The sequence below is a fragment of the Pseudomonas gingeri genome, assembly GCF_013386115.1.
Taxonomy (GTDB): Bacteria; Pseudomonadota; Gammaproteobacteria; order Pseudomonadales; family Pseudomonadaceae; genus Aquipseudomonas; species Aquipseudomonas gingeri.
Window position 1 is genome coordinate 459,001 of the sequence record NZ_JACAOR010000011.1, and the last position, 21,074, is coordinate 480,074.

Genomic DNA, 21,074 nt, shown 5'->3' on the forward strand with positions numbered 1-21,074 from the left:
GCGACATGGCGGGGCGGGCAACCCGCTCCGTACCGGGCTGAAACGCATCGTTTCCCCCTGCGCTACCTGCCAATGTCCGAATATGTCGCAGCGCCGCAAGCACGGGCGTTCGCCCACTCGTTAAGCTGCGCAACGGATAGTTTTCTCCCCGGGCCCGGCCTGTAGAATCGGCGGCGGCCCCCGAAGAAGCTAATCTTCGAACGTGAATGTGACCCCTGGGTCGCGGCCAGCTTCATCAACCTGTCACTCTGCACTGCCCAGATATACCCTGCAGAGTGATGCAGGACCCCTTTTTACGGGGAAAACGCGCGACGCTTCTCTCTATAACAAGCCCAAGCGGAGTACCACAGATGGCGTTCTTCACCGCAGCCAGCAAAGCCGACTTCCAGCATCAACTGCAAGCGGCACTGGCGCAGCACATCAGCGAACAGGCACTGCCACAAGTGGCGTTGTTTGCTGAACAGTTCTTCGGCATCATTTCCCTGGACGAGCTGACCCAGCGTCGGCTCTCCGATCTCGCCGGCTGCACCCTGTCGGCCTGGCGCCTGCTGGAGCGCTTCGATCACGCCCAGCCACAAGTCCGGGTCTACAACCCCGACTACGAACGCCATGGCTGGCAGTCGACCCACACCGCCGTCGAAGTCCTGCACCACGACCTGCCATTCCTGGTGGATTCGGTGCGTACAGAACTCAACCGCCGCGGCTACAGCATCCATACCCTGCAAACCACCGTGCTCAGCGTGCGCCGTGGCAGCAAGGGCGAACTGCTCGAAATCCTGCCAAAAGGCACCCAGGGCGAGGGGATTCTTCACGAATCGCTGATGTACCTGGAGATAGACCGTTGTGCCAACGCCGCCGAACTGAACGTGCTGTCAAAAGAACTGGAACAGGTTCTGGCGGAAGTCCGGGTCGCGGTCGCTGACTTCGAGCCGATGAAGGCCAAGGTCCAGCAGTTGATCGAAGGCATCGACAACAGCCAGTTCGCCATCGAAGCTGATGAAAAAAGCGAGATCAAGAGTTTCCTGGAATGGCTGGTGGGCAACCACTTCACCTTCCTCGGCTACGAAGAGTTCGTGGTCCGTGACGACCAGAACGGCGGTCACATCGAATATGACCAGAATTCCTTCCTCGGCCTGACCAAGCTGCTGCGTGCCGGCCTCACCGCCGATGACCTGCGCATCGAAGACTACGCCGTGAACTACCTGGCCGAGCCGACCCCGCTGTCGTTCGCCAAGGCCGCGCACCCGAGCCGCGTGCATCGCCCGGCCTACCCGGATTTCGTTTCGGTGCGGGTGATCGACGCCGACGGCAAGGTGGTCAAGGAATGCCGCTTCATGGGTCTCTACACCTCGTCGGTGTATGGCGAAAGCGTGCGCGTGATTCCGTATATCCGCCGCAAGGTCGAGGAAATCGAACACCGCTCCGGCTTCCAGTCCAAGGCCCACCTGGGCAAGGAACTGGCCCAGGTGCTCGAAGTGCTGCCGCGCGACGACCTGTTCCAGACGCCGGTGGACGAGCTGTTCAGCACCGTGATGTCGATCGTGCAGATCCAGGAACGCAACAAGATCCGCGTCTTCCTGCGCAAAGACCCGTACGGTCGCTTCTGCTACTGCCTGGCCTATGTGCCGCGTGACATCTACTCCACCGAAGTGCGCCAGAAGATCCAGCAAGTGCTGATGGATCGCCTGAAAGCCACCGACTGCGAGTTCTGGACTTTCTTCTCCGAGTCCGTGCTGGCCCGTGTACAACTGATTCTGCGGGTCGATCCGAAGAACCGCCTGGACATCGATCCGGTCCTGCTGGAAAAAGAAGTGGTCCAGGCCTGCCGCAGTTGGCAGGACGACTACGCCAGCCTGGTGGTCGAGAGCTTCGGCGAAGCCCACGGCACCAATGTGCTGTCGGACTTCCCGAAAGGCTTCCCGGCCGGTTACCGCGAGCGTTTCGCCGCGCATTCGGCCGTGGTCGACATGCAGCACCTGCTGAGCCTGACCGAAGCCAACCCGCTGGTCATGAGCTTCTACCAGCCGCTGGGCCAGGTGTCCGGCCAGCGCGAGCTGCATTGCAAGCTCTACCACGCCGATACCCCGCTGGCACTGTCCGATGTCCTGCCGATCCTGGAAAACCTCGGCCTGCGCGTACTGGGCGAGTTCCCGTATCGCCTGCGTCACAGCAACGGTCGCGAGTTCTGGATCCATGACTTCGCCTTCACCGCTGCCGAAGGCCTGGACCTGGATATCCAGCAACTGAACGATACCCTGCAGGACGCCTTCGTCCACATCGTCCGTGGCGATGCCGAGAACGATGCGTTCAACCGCCTGGTGCTCACCGCCGGCCTGCCATGGCGCGACGTGGCGCTGCTGCGTGCCTACGCCCGCTACCTGAAGCAGATCCGCCTGGGCTTCGACCTGGGTTACATCGCCAGCACCCTGAACAACCACACCGATATCGCCCGCGAACTGACCCGGTTGTTCAAGACCCGCTTCTACCTGGCCCGCAAGCTGAGCGCCGACGACCTCGACGACAAGCAACTGCGCCTGGAGCAGGCGATCCTGACCGCCCTGGACGACGTCCAGGTCCTGAACGAAGACCGCATCCTGCGTCGCTACCTCGACCTGATCAAGGCGACCCTGCGGACCAACTTCTACCAGACTGACGCCAACGGCCAGAACAAGTCGTACTTCAGCTTCAAGTTCAACCCGCACGCGATCCCCGAGCTGCCCAAGCCGGTGCCGAAATTCGAGATCTTCGTCTATTCGCCACGGGTCGAGGGTGTGCACCTGCGCTTCGGCAACGTCGCCCGCGGTGGCCTGCGCTGGTCGGACCGCGAGGAAGACTACCGCACCGAAGTCCTGGGCCTGGTAAAAGCCCAGCAAGTGAAGAACTCGGTCATCGTGCCGGTGGGCGCGAAGGGCGGCTTCCTGCCGCGTCGCCTGCCCCTGGGCGGCAGCCGTGACGAGATCGCGGCCGAAGGTATCGCCTGCTATCGCATCTTCATCTCCGGCCTGCTGGACATCACCGACAACCTCAAGGACGGCGCCCTGGTGCCGCCGGCCAACGTCGTGCGTCATGACGACGATGACCCGTACCTGGTGGTAGCGGCGGACAAGGGCACCGCGACCTTCTCCGACATCGCCAACGGCATTGCCATCGACTACGGTTTCTGGCTCGGCGACGCCTTCGCTTCCGGCGGCTCGGCCGGCTACGACCACAAGAAGATGGGCATTACCGCCAAGGGCGCGTGGGTGGGCGTACAGCGTCACTTCCGCGAGCGCGGCATCAACGTCCAGGAAGACAGCGTCACCGTGGTTGGTGTCGGCGACATGGCCGGCGACGTGTTCGGCAACGGCCTGTTGATGTCCGACAAGCTCAAGCTGGTCGCGGCCTTCAACCACCTGCACATCTTCATCGACCCGAACCCGGAGCCGGCTTCCAGCTTCGCCGAGCGCCAGCGCCTGTTCGACCTGCCGCGTTCGGCCTGGTCCGACTACGACACCAGCATCATGTCCGAAGGCGGCGGTATCTTCTCGCGCAGCGCGAAGAGCATCGCGATCTCCCCGCAGATGAAAGAGCGCTTCGACATCAGCGCCGACAAGCTGACCCCGACCGAACTGCTCAACGCCTTGCTCAAGGCGCCGGTGGACCTGTTGTGGAACGGCGGTATCGGTACCTACGTCAAGGCCAGCAGCGAAAGCCACGCCGATGTCGGCGACAAGGCTAACGATGCACTGCGCGTGAACGGTAACGAACTGCGCTGCAAGGTGGTGGGCGAGGGCGGCAACCTGGGCATGACCCAGCTCGGTCGCGTCGAGTTCGGCCTCAATGGCGGCGGCTCCAACACCGACTTCATCGACAACGCCGGTGGCGTGGACTGTTCCGACCACGAAGTGAATATCAAGATCCTGCTCAACGAAGTGGTGCAGGCTGGCGATATGACCGACAAGCAGCGCAACCAGCTGCTGGCCAGCATGACCGACGAGGTCGGTGGCCTGGTGCTCGGCAACAACTACAAGCAGACCCAGGCCCTGTCCCTGGCAGCCCGTCGTGCCTACGACCGGATCGCCGAGTACAAGCGCCTGATGAACGACCTGGAAGGCCGTGGCAAGCTGGACCGCGCCATCGAGTTCCTGCCGTCGGAAGAGCAGCTTGTGGAGCGTGTGGCGGCCGGCCAGGGCCTGACCCGTGCCGAACTGTCGGTGCTGATCTCCTACAGCAAGATCGACCTCAAGGCTGCCTTGCTCGACTCCAAGGTGCCGGACGACGAGTACCTGACCCGCGACATGGAAACCGCGTTCCCGCCGACGCTGGTGAGCAAGTTCGCCGATGCCATGCGTCGTCACCGTCTGAAGCGTGAAATCGTCAGTACCCAGATCGCCAACGACCTGGTCAACCACATGGGCATCACCTTCGTGCAGCGCCTGAAGGAGTCCACTGGCATGAGCCCGGCGAATGTCGCCGGTGCCTATGTCATCGTGCGTGACATCTTCCACCTCCCGCACTGGTTCCGTCAGATCGAGGCCCTGGACTACAAGGTCTCGGCCGAGACCCAACTGGAACTGATGGACGAACTGATGCGCCTGGGCCGTCGCGCCACGCGCTGGTTCCTGCGCAGCCGTCGCAACGAGCAGGATGCCGCCCGTGACGTCGCGCACTTCGGTCCGCACCTGGCAGCCCTGGGCCTCAAGCTCGACGAACTGCTGGAAGGTCCGACCCGCGAAGTCTGGCAGACCCGCTACCAGGCCTATGTCCAGGCCGGTGTACCGGAGTTGCTGGCGCGCATGGTGGCCGGTACCACGCACCTGTACACCCTGTTGCCGATCATCGAAGCGGCTGATGTCACCGGTCACGACGCCGCCGAAGTGGCCAAGGCCTACTTCGCGGTGGGCAGTGCCCTGGACCTGACCTGGTATTCCCAGCAGATCAGCGACCTGCGTGTCGGCAACAACTGGCAGGCCCAGGCCCGCGAAGCGTTCCGCGACGATGTCGACTGGCAGCAGCGGGCGATCACCATCTCCGTGTTGAAACTGGCCGACGCGCCGGAAGACATGGAAGCCCGCGTGGCCCTGTGGCTGGAGCAGAACGCGAGCATGGCCGATCGCTGGCGTGCAATGCTGGTGGAAATCCGTGCTGCCAGCGGCACCGACTACGCCATGTACGCAGTGGCCAACCGTGAGTTGATGGACCTGGCAATGAGTGGTCAACCCGTACTCGCATAGCCTGGAACAAGTGGTAACTGAAAGCCCCGACTCGTGAGAGTCGGGGCTTTTTTATTGATGGCGGTACATGCGTATTTGCACTTTATGAAAGGAGTTTGCGATCAGCCGAAAGGCTGTTTGCTGGTTTTATTGTGGGAGGGCGTTAATAGATATTTCATGGGTGGATAATATAGATGGAAGGAGCGCGGAAGCGATTGGCTATTTGAACTTTTTATCAGGGGGATGAAGATTAGTATAAGGCGATTGAGGTTATTCAAGGTTTTTTGCTGATGACTGTTTCTGCTCTTGAAACATCGAATGTCGCCGTGGTACTTGATGGCGAGGGCTATCATGCCCTGGTGGCCAGCCGGCTGCCGGCCTGGATGAAGGATGCACCCTTCGCGACCCGTAGCGCCTACACCGACAGCCTGCGGCGCCATCAGTCGGACAAGGCTCGTCTGGCGTCGTATCTGCGCGCTTTGCAAAGCCCGGAGGCGTTTGCCGCGCCGCTTCTGCAAGGCGCCCTGGACAAGGAGTTCGGCCCGGGCCTGGACGTGCATGAGGACCAGCTCAGGCATGTTCACATACTGGCGGCGCAAACACTGTCCACACCCTATCAGCAACGGTTGACGCAACAAACACTGTTGCAGGCCGCATTGCAGAACTTCGAAGAGAGTGAAACGACCTACTTTGGTTTCGATAGAGGCTCGCAGATATTGCGCAAGACTTCAGGCGTATTGCTGAAGGAGTTTACGCCGCGGGTATTTGCGCGGTTATGTCGCGAGCTGGACCTGGGCGGTAAATATAAAGAGCATATCGAGTCTTTCCTGTTGCGCAAGAATGCCTCCGGGCAACGCGATGACGAGTTTCGTCGATTGTTCATGACCAACGAAATCTCCGAGTTGGCGCTCCAGGCCGATATTGCCGTGATGAAAGGGCATATCGACGACTCGTCCTACCGGATGCTCAAGCAGTGGGTCGGCGGCAACGCCAGTCCCCTCTGGAGCCTGCATGCCGTGCAGTTTCATGAAATCAAGATGCTCGATGTGCGCATCCCTGACGGTGGCTATCGGGGGGCTTTGCTCAAGGGCGTCCTGTTGATCCGTTTCGACGTCCCGAGCAGCGGTGAATCCTGTCCCTGTGTGGTGTACCTGTCCGGTGATGGCGAACAGGCGCTCAAGCAGTATTCGAGCCTGGCGGCCTTCGAGGATGATCTTCGGCGCCGGCTGCGTGACCCGGGGTATCGGCACGAGTTTCGGCGCTACCTTCATCTGCGTTCTCAACCGGTGTTTTTCGCCGTGCTGAACGAACGCCTGAATCCCGTGAGTGGCGAAACCGGCCGGCGGGTGCCTGATGAGCAGGCACGCTTGCAGTTGCAGCTCGCGCGGATCACCGGCGATCCCTTTTTCGAGCTCTATGCGCAGCACACCGACAAGATGCTCGATGATGCCCGGTTACTGGCGGTGTCGACGGGCGCGGAGGACAAGAAGACCCGCAGCGCCCGTTGGCATGCCTTCCTGGATTGGGGCGTCAACCTGCTGTTTTTCGTGCCGGGCCTGGGCGAGGCGATGCTGGCGGTGGCTGCGGCCCAGATGCTGGTCCAGGTCTACGAAGGCATCGAGGCGTGGGACCACGACGACAAAAAGCAGGCCGTACTGGCCTTTCTCGGTGTGGTGCTGAACCTGGAACTCGGCGCCTTTATACAGGCCCTGGCCCGCAATACCGAGGCGACGGCTTTTATCGACAGCCTCAAGCAGGTCAGGCTGGCGGACGGTGACACCCGCTTATGGAAAGCCGACCTTGCCCCCTATCGACAGGCTCCGGCCCTGCCCGAAGGCCTCAGGCCCGACGCGTCGGGCCTGCACACGCGCAATGCCAGTACTTATCTATCGCTGGACGGGGACTACTACCGGCTCAGTCCCACTCGTGTCAGCCATGAGTATCGCGCCGAGCATCCCACCCGCACGACCTATTCGCCGCTGTTCAGTCACAACGGCTCGGGCGCCTGGACCCATGAGCTGGAGGAACCGTTGCAGTGGGATGCGTTCAAGCTGTTTGCGCGCCTGGGGCCCGAAGTGGCGGATTTTTCCCCGGAACAGGCGACCCGGATCATGACCATCAGCGGCGTGGAGGCCGATCAGTTGCGGCCGGTGTACCTGGATCAGATGAGCTGCCCGGCGCTGCTCAACGACACGGTGCAGCGCTTCCGGATCGATGCGGATATCCAGCGGTTTATCGACACCGGTACGACCAATGGTGGCGTGGTCGATTGGCATATCCAGGAACAGTTGCTGGAAGCCTTGTGGCCGCCGACCCGGGTGTTGCGGTTCGTCAATGGCGAAGGGCGGGTGCTGAAGGAATACGGTCCGCCGGACAAGGCGCGGTTGCCGGTGGTGACCGTGACCGAAGCCCAGATCCATGACGCCGAACTGCTCCAGGTGGTGTTGCAGGGGCTTGACCGGGAAGAGGTCGATACATTGCTCGGGCGCCAGCCGGGCCAGGCGCGATTGACCGATGCCGAACAGCTGACCGCGCTGAACCGACGGCTTGCCGACGAGGCCCGCAACCAGCGCAGCGCGCTGTTCGAGGCCTATTACCAATTTCGCAGCCGGTCGCGCAATGCCTTTGCCGCCTTGTTCAAGCGTGATTTCCCCAACCTGCCGACGATGATTGCCGATGAGTTGACCGGTGCGGCCAACAGCTATGAGGTGGCGTCGCTGGAGGCGGGCAGGGTGCCGCTGCGGCTGGCGGAAGAAAGCCGCCGGTATGCGCAGCAGGTACGTATCGCCCGGGCCTATGAAGGTCTTTTCATCGAGTCTTCGGTCAGCCTGGATGCCGACCGGTTGTTCCTGCATTCACTGGAGAACCTGCCGGGCTGGTCGGAAAACCTGCGCGTCGAGCTGTATGAGCCCGCCGAGCTGGCACCGGGCGGGCGACGCCTGCTCGACAGCCTGGGACCGACCTCCGACACGCCGCTGGCGTTGCTGCGCACGTCGGGGGGCTATGTGATCGAAGGGCAGCCCCGGCCTGGCGATCTCCAGATGGCGCTGTTGCAGGCGCTGCCGGATAACCGGCTCCAGGCACTGGGCTTTTCGCGCACCACCGCCCCGGAGTTGTTCAGGCAGGCGGTGGCACGTCACCTGGAGTTGTCGCGCCCACGTGTTCGCTCGTTGCTGGGCATGCAGGCGATCAAGCCCGGATTCAGGTCGCCCATGCGTTTGAGCGATGGCCGGATCGGTTATCCGCTCGGCGGTCGGCAGGGTGTGCATAGGGTGTCGTCGAGTCATTTGCAACTGCTGGTGGACAAGCTCTATCCCGGCCAGGACGTGGAGGTGGTCCGCCGGTTCCTGACGGTTGAAGGGGCGGATGACGGGGTTTTCCTGAGGGCCCTCAAGAAACAGCAGGAAGAGTACCAACGACTGAAACTGATGTTGGAATACTGGCGGCTCGACGGTGAGTACGAGCGTGGCAGCAGCGGCGGCTGGCTGGTCAACAAGGCGGCCAAGTCACGGGTGGTGGAGCGGATCCGCAGGTGCTGGCGCCGGGAGTCGCCGCCGCTGCTCGATGCCGGCGGCCAGCCGTTGGGGCATGAACTGGACCTGTCGGGCGAGCGCCTGCTGAAGTTGCCGGAACTCGAAGAGGGCAGTTTCGATCATGTGGTCTCGTTGAAGCTGACCCTGGTCGGGCAGCGCGATCGCCGCGACCTCGATACCTTTCTCAAGTGTTTCACCCAGTTGCGCGAGTTGCAGATCTCCGGGGGCAGGCTCACGCGGCTGCCGGTCGGCATTGGCGAGATGAGTGAGTTGCGCAGGCTGCAACTCAACGGCAATCGGATCGTCTGGACCGTGACGCTGGGGCAGCAACTGCGCAGTCTGAAACGCCTGAGGCGACTGAACCTGGACGGCAACCCCCTGGGGATGTTCAGCGCCAGCGGGATGCCCAGGCTGCAAGGGCTCCAGTTGCAGCGTACGGGGTTGTCCATCTGGCCCCTCGGGGCCCTGGACCTGCTCGATCTGGCCGTGCTGGACCTGCAGGGAAACCGCCTGACCTCGATCCCCTGGAGCTTCTACAGCCTGAGCAGTCGCAGGATGAGAACGGTATTGCTGTATGGCAATCCCTTCGATGCGCCGACACGCTATGCGATCGCCCAGTTCATTGACCGCCCCTCGATACGCTTCACCCTGCCTGAGGACACGGGCGTCCTGGAGCAGGGGGTGCCGAAGCTGATGCCGGTCGTGGAAAACTGGCTGAACAGCAGTATCCCGGTTGCCGAACAGGAACGGCTAAGGACCTTGTGGAGCCTGATGGTCGATGAGCCGGGCAGCCAGACGTTCCTGGAGTCGATTGCCGCGCTGCGTTACTCGGCGGACTATCGCGTCGAATACCGGGATCAGTTGATCCGGCGGGTCTGGCGGATGATCGAGGCGGCGGTGGCCGACACCCGCTTGCGTCAGCTCCTGTTCGACTGGACGAGCGACCTGGAAACCTGTGCCGATGGCTTTATCGAGGTGTTCAGCCGCCTGGGGGGCGAGGTCCTGCTCTACGAGGCGCAGCAACTGGCGGATGATGCCAGGGAAACGGCATACACGCGGCTGGCCCTGGGGCGCTCGCGCCTGGCCCGACTGAACGATATCGCCAAGGTCGAAACCGCCAGCCAGGAGATCACCCGGGCCGGCCATATCGAGGACGCCAGGGCGCAGGCCGTCGCGACGGCGAGCGGGCTGGGCCTGAGCGAGGCCGAAATCGAGGCGGCGGGGCAGGTGGCGGCCGCGGCCGCTGACGAGCGCTGGCCCCATGTCGATGAGGTCGAGATCTACCTGGCCTACCGTGTCGATCTCGCCAAGCGCCTGGCGCTGCCCTGGCAGCCCCTGACCATGCTGTATCGCGGCGCCAGCAATGTGACCCGGGACATGACCCGGGAAGCGGGCGATCGCATCCTGGCTGCCGAGAACGTACCCGGCAGGCAGGTCGAATTGCTGCTTGAACAACCGCTCTGGAGGGATTACCTGGAGACCCTGCCCGAGACGCAACGGCATGCGGTCGTCGCGCAGGAACAGTTGCAGACCCTGGAAGAACTGCGCGAGGCGTTGGAAGGCCTGGCGCGGCAGCCGCAGGCCTCGGCCGGGGAAATCGCCGGCTGGACCGCGACGGTGAAGCAGGGCGCGAGTGTCCTGGGGATTGCCGAGGCGGATATTCCCGTTGGCCGGGAAATGGACGATAGCGTCTATGAACAGGCGCTGGAAGCGATCGATCGCGAACGAAAAGCCGGGGAAGTGCGGATCACCCAGCAGGCACTGGACCGTGCCCAGGCGCCCGAAAGCCCGGATCCGTGAAGCCCGCCCCTTGAACGCAGCCGGCGCTGTGCCGGATCGGGACGGGCCGCCAAGGGGCCTGGCTCAGCTATCGGTGGGTCAGATCCCCATATTGCCGAGGGCCTGGACGATATTGCGCAAGGTGCCGGCGATGGCCGGGTGTTCGAGTTCGAAGCGCTCGACCGCCAGGTTGACGCCGTCGGCCACACTGCTGTCCTGGGTCGCGGTTTCCAGTTTCAACTGCAGTTCGATCTGGCGCATCAGGTCCTGCAGGTTTTCACGTTCGGCTTCGGACAGCGGTGGATTCTGCTCAAGTTGCTCGCGCAGGGTATCGAGTTGTTCTTGCAGTTCGCGGGCAGGCATGGTGGTTTCCTTCTATGGATAGTCTCTGGCATAGACCTTCGTACGGCGATAAAGGTCTGTGCCTGCCTTTCAGAGTAATCCACGACGGCGATCCGTGCCTGATCCTGATCAAGACCCGTGCTCAGGGTTTCTCGCCCTTGAGCCGGCGCAGGGCGATATCGTCCAGGCAGGTCGCCAGTTCACCGAGGTGATCGATCACCGAGTGCACGCCGAGGCTGAACAGCTCCACGGTGGCCTTGCCGCGCTTGCGTTCCCGTTCCTTCTGCGGCAGTGCCTGCCACTCCATGGGCGACAGGCCGCACAGGGGCCCGCAGGAAGCCAGGCCGATGGTCCACAGCCCGGCGTTCAGGCCCGATTGCAGCAGGCGCGGTTCGCCGCTGACCAGCACGCAGCCTTCCAGTTGCTCCACGCCGAGCGCCATCAGCGCATGCCAGCAGGCATTGGGCGCCGGCCACTGCACGCAGTTGGCGGGAGTCAGGGAAGGTTTGATCCAGTCGGGCAGGGTCGCGGCGAGCGGTTGGCTGACGGTGTGGGGCAATTCATCCAGCCAGGCGCAGGGCACGCCGCGTTGTTGCAGGCCCTGGAGAATCTCCAGTGCACCCGGCGTGGCGTGGTTGTGTTCGTCCGGATCCAGGTGCGGGCGGGCGCGGGCGCCGAAATCCACCAGGCAACCGGTCAGGCCGAAAAGCAGGGCGGTGGGCGCGGGCAAAGGTGCGACGGCGGGTAGTGGCATGGCAGCGTCCCTGATGATGACTGCGCAGAATAAGGCGCCGCCATGACAATTGGATGACTGCACGTCCTTGGCCTAACCTGTAATTCTTTGTAGGACTTGTCCGAGTCATACTGCCTAAACCCGGGCATCCGCTTTATACTGCGCCTCATCAATCAGGGCATGGCGCCCCGCATCCCGTCTCATCCAAGGAGTTTCTCTCTATGCGCTGGATCGATCGTCTAGCTCAGTTGTCGTTGTGTGCCAGCGTTGCGCTGGTGCCATTTGCCGCACAGGCGGCGGACGAAGATCCGTGGGAAAGCGTCAACCGTCCTATCTTCAAGTTCAACGATGCACTGGACACCTACGCCCTGAAACCCTTGGCCCAAGGCTATCAGGCGGTCACGCCGCAATTCCTGGAAGACGGTATCCACAACATCTTTCGTAACTTCGGCGATGTCGGCAACCTGGTCAACGACGTACTCCAGCTCAAGCCACAGGCGGCCGGTGTCGACACCGCGCGCCTGCTGCTGAACACCACCCTCGGCGTGGCGGGCTTCTTCGACGTCGGCACCAAGATGGGGCTGCAACGCAACGACGAAGACTTCGGCCAGACCCTCGGTCACTGGGGCGTCGGCAGCGGTCCGTACGTGGTCATCCCGTTCCTCGGCCCAAGTACCCTGCGCGATGCGCCGTCCAAGTACGTGGACAGCTACACCGAACCGTACCGCTACATCAACGACGTGCCGGCGCGCAACATCACCTTCGGCCTGGATATCATCGACACCCGGGCCAGCCTGCTGTCGAGCGAGAAGCTGATCAGCGGCGACAAGTACATCTTCATCCGCAACGCCTACCTGCAGAACCGCGAGTTCAAGGTCAAGGACGGCAAGGTCGTCGACGACTTCTAGTCCCCGGCCCCCCGGCTTTGCGCCGCGCAAACGAAAAAAGGCGACTCGGTGAGTCGCCTTTTTCATGGGGGTAATTGCGCTCAGCGCATTTTCAGGATGCGCAGGCCCAGTTTCTGATCGTTGGCCCACACCACCTCGGTTTCCGCCTCCAGGCCTTTGAGCGCCGGGTGATCGGAGTCGATGCGCACCGAAATCCGGTCGCCGGCGTTGAACTGCCGGGGCGCCTCGACCTGCATGCCGGTGCTGGACAAGTCCAGGCACACCGCTGAAATCTCCAGGCCGGCGTGGATCAGCGTCACGTCGGCATCGACGCGCATCCGGATGTAATCACGCTTTTCACTGTAGTCACGATCGGTTTGGCTCATGGACTCTGTCCTTCGATTCCGTTGTGGTTTTCACACTTCTTATAACTCCCGGTGATTTGAGGTGTAAAGACCTCAAGCGACCATCGGCATGAGCTTGAAACGCCCGGCGGATGGGAGTACCGTCTGCGCCTTAGAAGGGCACCTCTGATACCGATGCACCGGACGTGATCGTCCGACCGATCGAGACAGAGAGGCTGAGGCCTGTACGAGAATTCGCCGAGCGGCGATCAGGCAAGGCAAAAACAGGAGAGGACGTGGAGTTGGCTGCTGTCAATGAGCATTCCGGGCCTGTTTTTGACGCAGCATGATCGTCGTGCAGGCAGCTCTCGAGTGAATCCAGTAGTACGAGCCGGGCATAAAGCCTTGCCGTCTACGCCAACCTAATTCTGGCGCCGTTTGCCCACATGCAAAAAACCAGTGCCACGCTGCTGATAATTGATGACGACGAAGTAGTGCGCGCAAGCCTTGCGGCCTATTTGGAAGACAGCGGATTCAGCGTCCTGCAAGCCGGCAACGGCCTGCAGGGACTTCAGGTATTCGAGCAAGCACAGCCCGACTTGGTGATCTGCGACCTGCGCATGCCCCAGATGGGTGGCCTCGAGCTCATTCGCCAGGTGACCGACCTCGCGCCGCAAACGCCGGTGATCGTGGTTTCGGGCGCGGGCGTCATGAACGATGCCGTCGAAGCGTTGCGCCTGGGTGCGGCGGACTACCTGATCAAGCCCCTCGAAGACCTCGCCGTCCTGGAGCACTCCGTGCGCCGGGCCCTGGACCGTGCGCGCCTGCTGCTGGAAAACCAGCGCTACCGGGAAAAGCTCGAGACCGCCAACCGCGAGCTCGAAGCCAGCCTCCATCTGTTGCAGGAAGACCAGAACGCCGGTCGCCAGGTCCAGATGAACATGCTGCCGGTCAGTCCCTGGAGCATCGACGACTTCAACTTCGCCCACCAGATCATTCCGTCCCTGTACCTGTCCGGCGATTTCGTCGACTACTTCCGGGTCGATGAGCGGCGTGTGGCGTTCTACCTGGCGGATGTCTCCGGCCATGGTGCGTCGTCGGCCTTTGTCACCGTGCTGTTGAAGTTCATGACCACGCGGTTGCTGTTCGAGTCCAAGCGCAACGGCACCTTGCCGGAATTCACCCCCTCGCAGGTGCTGGGCCATATCAACCGTGGCCTGATCAACTGCAAGCTGGGCAAGCACGTGACCATGGTGGGTGGCGTGATCGATGAAGAAACCGGGCTGTTGACCTACAGCATCGGTGGTCATCTGCCGTTGCCGGTGTTGTACACCCCGGACAGCGTGCGTTACCTGGAAGGCCGTGGCCTGCCGGTGGGCCTGTTCAACGAGGCCACCTATGAAGACCACATTCTGGAACTGCCGCCGACATTTAGTCTTACACTGATGTCTGATGGCATTCTGGATCTTTTGCAGCAAGATACACTCAAAGAGAAAGAGGCTGCCTTGCCAGAATTGGTGAGAACAGCCGGCGGCAGCCTGGATGGCTTGCGCCAGGTTTTTGGATTGGCCACGCTAGGGGAGATGCCGGATGATATCGCCTTGTTAGTGTTGAGCAGGAATCTTTGATGAGTACCGGTAGAATCCAGTTCGCCGAACAGGATGGCACCTTCGTTCTGAAGTTCGTTGGTGAAGTTCGCCTGACCCTGTGTTCAGCGTTGGATGCCACGATCGAGAAGATCTTCACGGCGCTGAATTTCACGGCGATCGTGATCGACCTGACCGAAACCCGCAGCATCGACAGCACCACCCTGGGCTTGCTGGCCAAGCTCTCGATCCTGTCGCGGCAGAAAGTGGGCCTGTTGCCGACCGTGGTGACCGTCCACGACGACATCACCCGTCTGTTGCAGTCCATGGGTTTCGACCAGGTGTTCAACATCGTCAACCGCCCGATCCCGTGCCCGGAATGCCTGACCGACCTGCCTTCGCAGGACCAGTCGGAAGAAGTGGTGCGGGTCAAGGTGCTGGAAGCGCACAAGATCCTCATGGGCTTGAACGACTCCAACCGCGAAGCGTTTCACGACCTGGTGAACGCGCTGGAGCGCAGTTGAGCGACTGACGCCACGAGCGTACAAAAAAGGGCGACATCCACCTGGATGTCGCCCTTTTTGCGCTGCTCCCAAAACACCGCTGGCCCCTGTGAGCCGGGCTTACCCGCGAACAACAATAACGCAGTCCCTGTAGGAGCTGGCTTGCCAGCGAAGAACGATAATGCGGTCCCTGTAGGAGCCGGGCTTGCCCGCGAAGAACGATAACGCGGTCCCTGTGGAAGCTGGGCTTACCAGCGATAAACGATAACGCGGTCCTTGTGGGAGCTGGCTTGCCAGCGAAGAACGATGACACGGTCTATAGCCGGCCGCATTACCGCCCCTCCAGCAACTCCCCAGCCTGATCCAGCAGAGCCAGTGGATCCTTGGTCTTGTGAATATCCACCGACAGCAACTGCCGGAACCGCCGCGCCCCCGGAAACCCCGTGCCCAGCCCCAGCACATGACGGGTGATATGGTGCATCGCCCCACCGTCGGCGATATGCGCCGCCACATAGGGCCGCAACTGCGCCAGCGCCTCGGCCCGGGAAAGCGCCGGCGCTTCACTGCCAAACAACTGCTGATCCACTTCCGCCAGCAGATACGGGTTGTGATAAGCCTCACGGCCCAGCATCACCCCGTCAAACGTCTGCAGATGCTCGTGACACTGCTCCAGCGTCTTGATCCCGCCGTTGAGAACAATCTCCAGCTCCGGGAAATCCGCCTTCAACCGCGCGGCCACGTCATAGCGCAGCGGCGGAATATCCCGGTTCTCCTTGGGCGACAGGCCTTCGAGAATCGCAATCCGCGCATGCACGGTAAAACTGCGGCAACCGGCATCGCGCACCTTGCCGACGAAGTCGCAGAGCTCTTCATAACTGTCCCGGCCATTGATGCCGATGCGGTGCTTGACCGTCACCGGAATCGACACCGCATCGCGCATTGCCTTCACACAATCGGCCACCAGCTCGGGATGTCCCATCAGACAGGCGCCGATCATATTGTTCTGCACCCGGTCGCTGGGGCAGCCGACATTGAGGTTCACCTCGTCATAACCGGCGTCCTCGGCCATGCGGGCACAGGCGGCCAGATCGGCCGGCACACTGCCGCCCAGCTGCAACGCCAGCGGGTGCTCGGAAGCGTTGTAGCGCAGGAAACGCTCATGATCACCGTGCAGGATGGCGCCCGTGGTGACCATCTCGGTGTAGAGCAGGGTGTGCTTGGAAAGCAGGCGCAGGAAGAACCGGCAGTGGCGGTCCGTCCAGTCCATCATCGGGGCCACGCTGAAGCGTCGAGAGGGCTCGGAGCGGGTGGGGGTAACGTCGTTCAAGGGCATGGAAAATCGGTCGCTGTGGGCGCAGCCGGCGCGAATGGGGCAGGGCGCGGGCTTGAGTGGCGTGGGGCTGAATGGGGTGGAGTTTATCAGGAAATGGAGTTGGCTGGCGGGGGAGGCGAGAGGGCTGGTCTTTGAAATACAAAACGCCCGATGCGGTGCACCGGGCGCTGTGATGACAGATTCAGTTAACCAATCTGGATAATCGGCCCATCAGCTTGATTCGTCGTATTCGAAGGAAGAGGTCCGTAGATGAGTGAGACAAGGTTCAGGGTATTCGTGAAGGTTTCCTGGGCGCGTCCACTCGACACCGAGGTAGCCCACCGGACTTGGGAGTATCCACTGGAAGCAGGGGTGCACTTGCCTGTTTCATTGGGCTGAATCGCTTCAACATTGAACTCCATGGTCTGTTCCCCGTTGAAAATACTGGGGTTCCACCACCGCACGTTCGCGATCACGTTGCTCGATGCATCGCGAACGTCATCGAGGTGGATGATGAACTTCGCCGATTTAATGGGAAAGATCGTACTGTTGTGCAGTACTGGAGCGGAAGTATAGAGCTCTTGCCTGTTCTGGTTGATCTGCAATGCACCAGGCAGATCCAGAGTGATCTTGATGCCGTTCTGGTTGAAAAGGGTGAAGGTTTTAGCTGGGGTTTGGTCTTTGTTTGAGATTGCGTCAGACATTTTTTATTCCCTTTATCCATATGTGCTGAAATTCTGAGAAGAATTTTCCCTTTACGCGATTCCTAACCTTGGATCCGCGCTTTTATTCTTAGTAGGAGCGATTCGCTCTGTCAATGTTTGTATTCGGGCTCTATGTGAACGGGAAAAGGAGACGGATTTAATTTTAAGGAATATAAGCGGGAAAAGGGGACGGATTTAATTTTTATGAAAAAGGGGACGGATTTAATTTTTGGGTGAAAAAGGGGACTAGGAAAAAGGGGACGGATTTAATTTTTGAGGAAAAGAGGGCAGATCCTTTTCGACTTGCTACGCTGATATCTCCACGGAAGGAGGTTTCATGCCAAGAATGGGACGTGTTGTCTTGCCAAACTACCCGCATCACATTGTTCAGCGAGGGCACAATCGTCAGGTTGTTTTTGCAGAAGCTGGCGATTTTCAGCGTTACTTGTATGACTTACGTGAGCTGAAAGCCGTATTCGGGGTCAAGGTCTATGCGTACTGCCTTATGGATAATCATGTGCATCTGTTGCTCGCTCCCGGTGAGTCGGTTGCTGGTCTCGGGCAGTTAATGAAGGCTTTGGCCGCACGAATGACTCGCCATCGGAATAAGCTTGAAGGTCGTTCCGGAACGTTGTGGGAGGGGCGTTATAAATCAAGTCTCGTGCAATCAGATAACTATTTACTCGCATGCAGTCGCTATATTGAGCTAAATCCAGTTCGAGCAAGAATGGTTTCTCGGCCAGAGGATTATATCTGGTCAAGTTATCTATTACGTTCTAGTGAGCAGGCCTACGATAATTGGCTTGATACGGATCCTTGCTTTGAGGCCCTGGGTCACACCCTGGAGGATCGAAGGGTTAAATATCGGGATTTTGTAAATCAGGAAATTTCATCTGAAGAATTGACATTGATTCGAGAATCGTTACAGCGCGGGCAGTTGACTGGAAATACTCGCTTTGTTGATGAGATTGAGGCGGTTAAGGGCTTGCGGATAGAGCGACGTGGGCAGGGAAGGCCAGCGAAGCGTATATGAAAATAAATCTGTCCCCTTAAAATAGACTGGAACGCCCCGGCACCTGGGTGTATTGGGGCATTCAGCCTGTTTCAAAAATTGTGAATGATTAAGAGTTAGGTCAGATGCCTGAGATCGATCATTCGCCCACCGGGGGGCGGCAGAAGGCGAGCATTTTATGTTTTGGGTTCTGTGCCATCAGTTATTGCAGAAACGATGAATTCGTCGAGTTCCGCAAATGTCATGACCTTATAGTCTTCTATATAAAACTTAATGATGGTGGGGTATCGAGTAACAAAAACAGGCACAACTTTGATCGAGTCAAGATTGTAGGGCTGGCCGTCAAATTCTTTTAGGCGAAAAATGGTAGGGGTGTTTTCTTTGATCCACTTAATTTTAGAGCGAAATTTTTCATCGTATTTTTTTTGTTTGAAATGATCCTTTTGTTGTTGGGAAAACCCTCTCGAGTCTAAGGCCGGTGCTCCAGCCTTGCACTCAACGACAAAAAGCACTTCTGATTTTTCATGGTAAGCAATTATGTCAATCTCGCCGCAGGGAAGGGGAATAGAATGCCCCTCTGGGGTTCTCCATTTTTTTAAACTTTGGATGCGCTTGAATTGACGAGCCTTAAAAATGTCAGCTATCACAGACTCAAATACATCTCGTCTCTGATACTGTTCAATCTTTTCCAAGGCACAGTTCAGAACCGGATAAGATTTTAAATCTTGACGCTGACCATTAGAGCACTTGTACATGAATGTATCGTACCACTCTCCCAGCATGAATATGTTGATTATGATGTGCCAGGTTGCTTGTTTTATATGCGGCTTTTTAGTTGCTGACTTTGGGTAGACTGCGCCAAGATGATTTAGGTTGTCAATTCTGACGCCAGCGAAATTTATCATTCGTATGGGGTCCTTTTTGTCAAGGAAGTCCCTGTCGATGGCTACTAACGAGTTAGGTGATAAGTTTATAAAATCAAATATTTTGGCAACGGTTTCTTTCGGTATTCCACTTTCGTCTGATGCCCAGTCAATCATGTATCGACCTGGTAAAATTATTGTATAGCCAGAGGAGAGAATTGTTCGGCACATTGTGTCAATCAGTGCTTTTAGCTGAGCAATCGTGAAACCAAGCTCTTCCTGCATAGCCGTGCTAAGGGTCGACTCTACAAAAAGTTCTGTAGACTTAGCTCTTGCTGTTGTGAGTTTGCTCCATTCATTTCCTTCCTTCTTGAACATGTAGTTTGAACGGGCTGCAAGTGTGGGTTCTGCTGCGTCATCCAATAATGGGGTTAGCAAACCATGTTCGGTAGTTAAATCGAATTTGACGTGGCCGTAGACGTCAGGAAAGAAGTGGATAAGATTTGACCATTCTGCGGAGCTTGCCGAAATGCTGAGCAAAGTAAAGGCTTCAGAAACCTCGTCGTACGTGGGTTTGGCACGACTTATGCTGTTTAAGTTTTTTTTAGAGAGAAGATACTCTATCGCATAGCGCCAACCAAACCTGCCAATAGGTGCAAGCTCTTTTGGAGATTCGAAATCCTCCCAAGGGGTGAGCTCCTGTTTGTAGACAGCTGTCCACATAAAAGTCTGCTTGTAAGCTTCTAGTATCCAACTGGCTGGATGACGAGAGTTCAGCAGTTTATGCAGTTTCGCAATTGCTATCTCGTAAGCGAGATTTAAAATTGTCTTTGTTTGTTCCTCAGTTGGTGCGTCTTGCTGAAGCCGGAATTTGACTAGTTTAGCAATCTCGGAAATGACCGCGCTGTTGATCTGTGCGACAGGCTCATCAATAGGGGTGTGCTGCTTGTTTATATCCATATTTCCCCGCCATTAACAAAATTAATAGTTTTCTTGGTTTTTATTCGTTTACTTTAAATGCTATTCTGTTTGCCCGTTGTCGACGTCATCAATTGATGACCAATCATTGGACTGGTAGTCGGTGCTTGTTGCCTCTCGAAAGCTATCCTCAAATTTGCGGATTGAAACGAACAACTCGTCATCACCGAACGCCTTTGCTGTTAAGCAACAAGCCATGATGGCTCGGTACATATAATTCCAAAAATCAGCGCGATGCTCAGCTTGTCTTATAGTCCCGTGCATGCCTCGCATAAAAAATCCACGCGTAACTCCCCCATACATATCCATGATTTGAGGTGATGCCGCGTGGACGTAGCCAGAATACGCCTTGCTGACAGTTCGAGAAATGTCCAGGTGCTTGCTGGAACCTTTTGCGCCATTCACACATCGATCCAAGTACGCGCGAATTTTTTTCCTCGAAACCATCCCCCTGTCCGTCGACGAAACGGACTGCTCAGAGGGATTAAATTCTTCTTGGAAAAAGTACTCCAAGTATTTCTCATGTGCTGGAGTTGACTCGCCGATTATTACCGAGAAAGCCAAGAACGAAATATCTTCGGTAATTTCATCGAGAATACGTTGTAGAGATGCCTGTTCTTGTACAAAACCCGCCTCCAGGAGCAGCCTTGCAGCATGAATACTGCTAACCATCCGTGCGAGCTTCTGCACCAACGCCTGATGTATCGTTTTCTCTACATACCGATAAATGAATGAAACTCCAAATTGAACACGCTTGGGTGCAGGAACGCGCATTGAAAGTATATTAACTATGTGTTCCATATTATCTAACGCTTGTGCGTAATGTCTAGTCTCTGTCATTGACAAGCTAATCCTTTTCCAGATTTTTTAATCGTGCCAAGCCCTGATTGATAAAACCCGCATTCTCGCCGATTCGCTCAAGTGCCACACAGGCATTCTCCCGCACGGTCTCGTATCCCTGGCGCTCGACTAATAGCACCAATTCCATCAGCGCAGCTTTGAGGCCCAGCTGATTTTCGTACATCTTTTCGACGACGACGGTAAAGGAATATTCGCTGGCCATAAATTCGACTCCATTCGGAAAGCAGGAAGCATAGCAGGGCGCGCGAGGAGGCTAATTTCAGTTCGAGGCTGGGAAAAAGGTAATTTTGGTAAGCCGATGCGGAAAAAAGGCTGCAGCCCTTATAGCGCTTGGCTTTTATGTATTACCTTGGGAAATAATATTTGGTAAGCCAGGAGGTAATATTTCGCCAACTACCTGATTTTTAAGGGTTTCGTAAGCTGTTGAGATTACTACTACTAAAGG

14 protein-coding genes are annotated in these 21,074 nt (G+C 58.4%); 6 read left to right on the forward strand and 8 right to left on the reverse strand.

The genetic code is table 11. The features are described 5' to 3' along the window. The first annotated feature begins 350 nt into the window (after positions 1–350). Positions 351–5,213 carry an NAD-glutamate dehydrogenase gene (locus tag HX881_RS23165; protein WP_017127874.1) on the forward strand — a complete coding sequence of 1,621 codons (4,863 nt, stop codon included), beginning with the start codon at positions 351–353 and terminating at the stop codon, positions 5,211–5,213. A 269-nt stretch (positions 5,214–5,482) separates the two neighbouring features. Next, on the forward strand, positions 5,483–10,525 hold the full coding sequence (locus tag HX881_RS23170; RefSeq protein ID WP_177086788.1) for a dermonecrotic toxin domain-containing protein: 5,043 nt from the start codon (positions 5,483–5,485) through the stop codon (positions 10,523–10,525). A gap of 78 nt (positions 10,526–10,603) precedes the next feature. Here the strand turns inward: HX881_RS23170 and HX881_RS23175 are convergent, their stop codons facing one another. Both HX881_RS23175 and pcrP read right to left on the reverse strand, forming a co-directional pair. Next, positions 10,604–10,867 carry a DUF4404 family protein gene (locus tag HX881_RS23175; RefSeq protein WP_177086790.1) on the reverse strand — a complete coding sequence of 88 codons (264 nt, stop codon included), beginning with the start codon at positions 10,865–10,867 and terminating at the stop codon, positions 10,604–10,606. A 121-nt stretch (positions 10,868–10,988) separates the two neighbouring features. Beyond that, positions 10,989–11,600 (reverse strand): HAD superfamily inactivated hydrolase PcrP, encoded by a 612-nt coding sequence (gene pcrP, locus HX881_RS23180; RefSeq protein WP_177086792.1) that lies wholly within the window; start codon positions 11,598–11,600, stop codon positions 10,989–10,991. Positions 11,601–11,800: 200 nt separating this feature from the next. On the opposite strand from pcrP, the gene HX881_RS23185 reads away from it, so the two are divergent. Then, positions 11,801–12,487: an MlaA family lipoprotein gene (locus HX881_RS23185; RefSeq protein ID WP_017127878.1), complete on the forward strand. Its 687-nt coding sequence runs from the start codon at positions 11,801–11,803 to the stop codon at positions 12,485–12,487. 80 nt (positions 12,488–12,567) lie between these two features. Here HX881_RS23185 and HX881_RS23190 read toward each other — a convergent pair whose 3' ends face one another. Further along, entirely contained in the window at positions 12,568–12,852 is a 285-nt protein-coding gene (locus HX881_RS23190) for a PilZ domain-containing protein (RefSeq protein WP_017127879.1), read from the reverse strand. A gap of 404 nt (positions 12,853–13,256) precedes the next feature. Here HX881_RS23190 and rssB point away from each other — a divergent pair, with 404 nt between their 5' ends. Beyond that, the gene (gene rssB / locus HX881_RS23195) at positions 13,257–14,438 is read left to right on the forward strand and encodes a two-component system response regulator RssB (RefSeq protein WP_177086794.1); all 1,182 of its coding nucleotides are present in this window, start codon (positions 13,257–13,259) and stop codon (positions 14,436–14,438) included. Continuing rightward, the gene (gene rssC / locus HX881_RS23200) at positions 14,438–14,920 is read left to right on the forward strand and encodes an anti-sigma factor antagonist RssC (protein ID WP_017127881.1); all 483 of its coding nucleotides are present in this window, start codon (positions 14,438–14,440) and stop codon (positions 14,918–14,920) included. Before rssB ends, rssC begins: the two co-directional genes overlap by 1 nt. A 310-nt stretch (positions 14,921–15,230) precedes the next feature. Here rssC and dusA read toward each other — a convergent pair whose 3' ends face one another. Then, positions 15,231–16,232: a tRNA dihydrouridine(20/20a) synthase DusA gene (dusA, locus tag HX881_RS23205; RefSeq protein WP_177086796.1), complete on the reverse strand. Its 1,002-nt coding sequence runs from the start codon at positions 16,230–16,232 to the stop codon at positions 15,231–15,233. 185 nt (positions 16,233–16,417) lie between these two features. Further along, positions 16,418–16,915 (reverse strand): hypothetical protein, encoded by a 498-nt coding sequence (locus HX881_RS23210; protein WP_177086798.1) that lies wholly within the window; start codon positions 16,913–16,915, stop codon positions 16,418–16,420. 337 nt (positions 16,916–17,252) lie between these two features. Here HX881_RS23210 and HX881_RS23215 point away from each other — a divergent pair, with 337 nt between their 5' ends. Continuing rightward, positions 17,253–17,948: a transposase gene (locus tag HX881_RS23215; protein WP_177086799.1), complete on the forward strand. Its 696-nt coding sequence runs from the start codon at positions 17,253–17,255 to the stop codon at positions 17,946–17,948. 155 nt (positions 17,949–18,103) lie between these two features. Here HX881_RS23215 and HX881_RS23220 read toward each other — a convergent pair whose 3' ends face one another. The 3 genes from HX881_RS23220 to HX881_RS23230 are packed head-to-tail and all read right to left on the reverse strand — an operon-like array spanning position 18,104 to position 20,831. Further along, a complete protein-coding gene (locus tag HX881_RS23220; protein WP_177086801.1) occupies positions 18,104–19,750 on the reverse strand; it encodes a hypothetical protein in 1,647 nt (548 codons plus the stop codon). 60 nt (positions 19,751–19,810) lie between these two features. After that, on the reverse strand, positions 19,811–20,608 hold the full coding sequence (locus tag HX881_RS23225; protein WP_177086803.1) for a hypothetical protein: 798 nt from the start codon (positions 20,606–20,608) through the stop codon (positions 19,811–19,813). 7 nt (positions 20,609–20,615) lie between these two features. Next, positions 20,616–20,831, reverse strand: coding sequence for a hypothetical protein (locus HX881_RS23230; protein ID WP_177086805.1), 216 nt, complete (start codon positions 20,829–20,831; stop codon positions 20,616–20,618). Positions 20,832–21,074 lie beyond the last annotated feature (243 nt).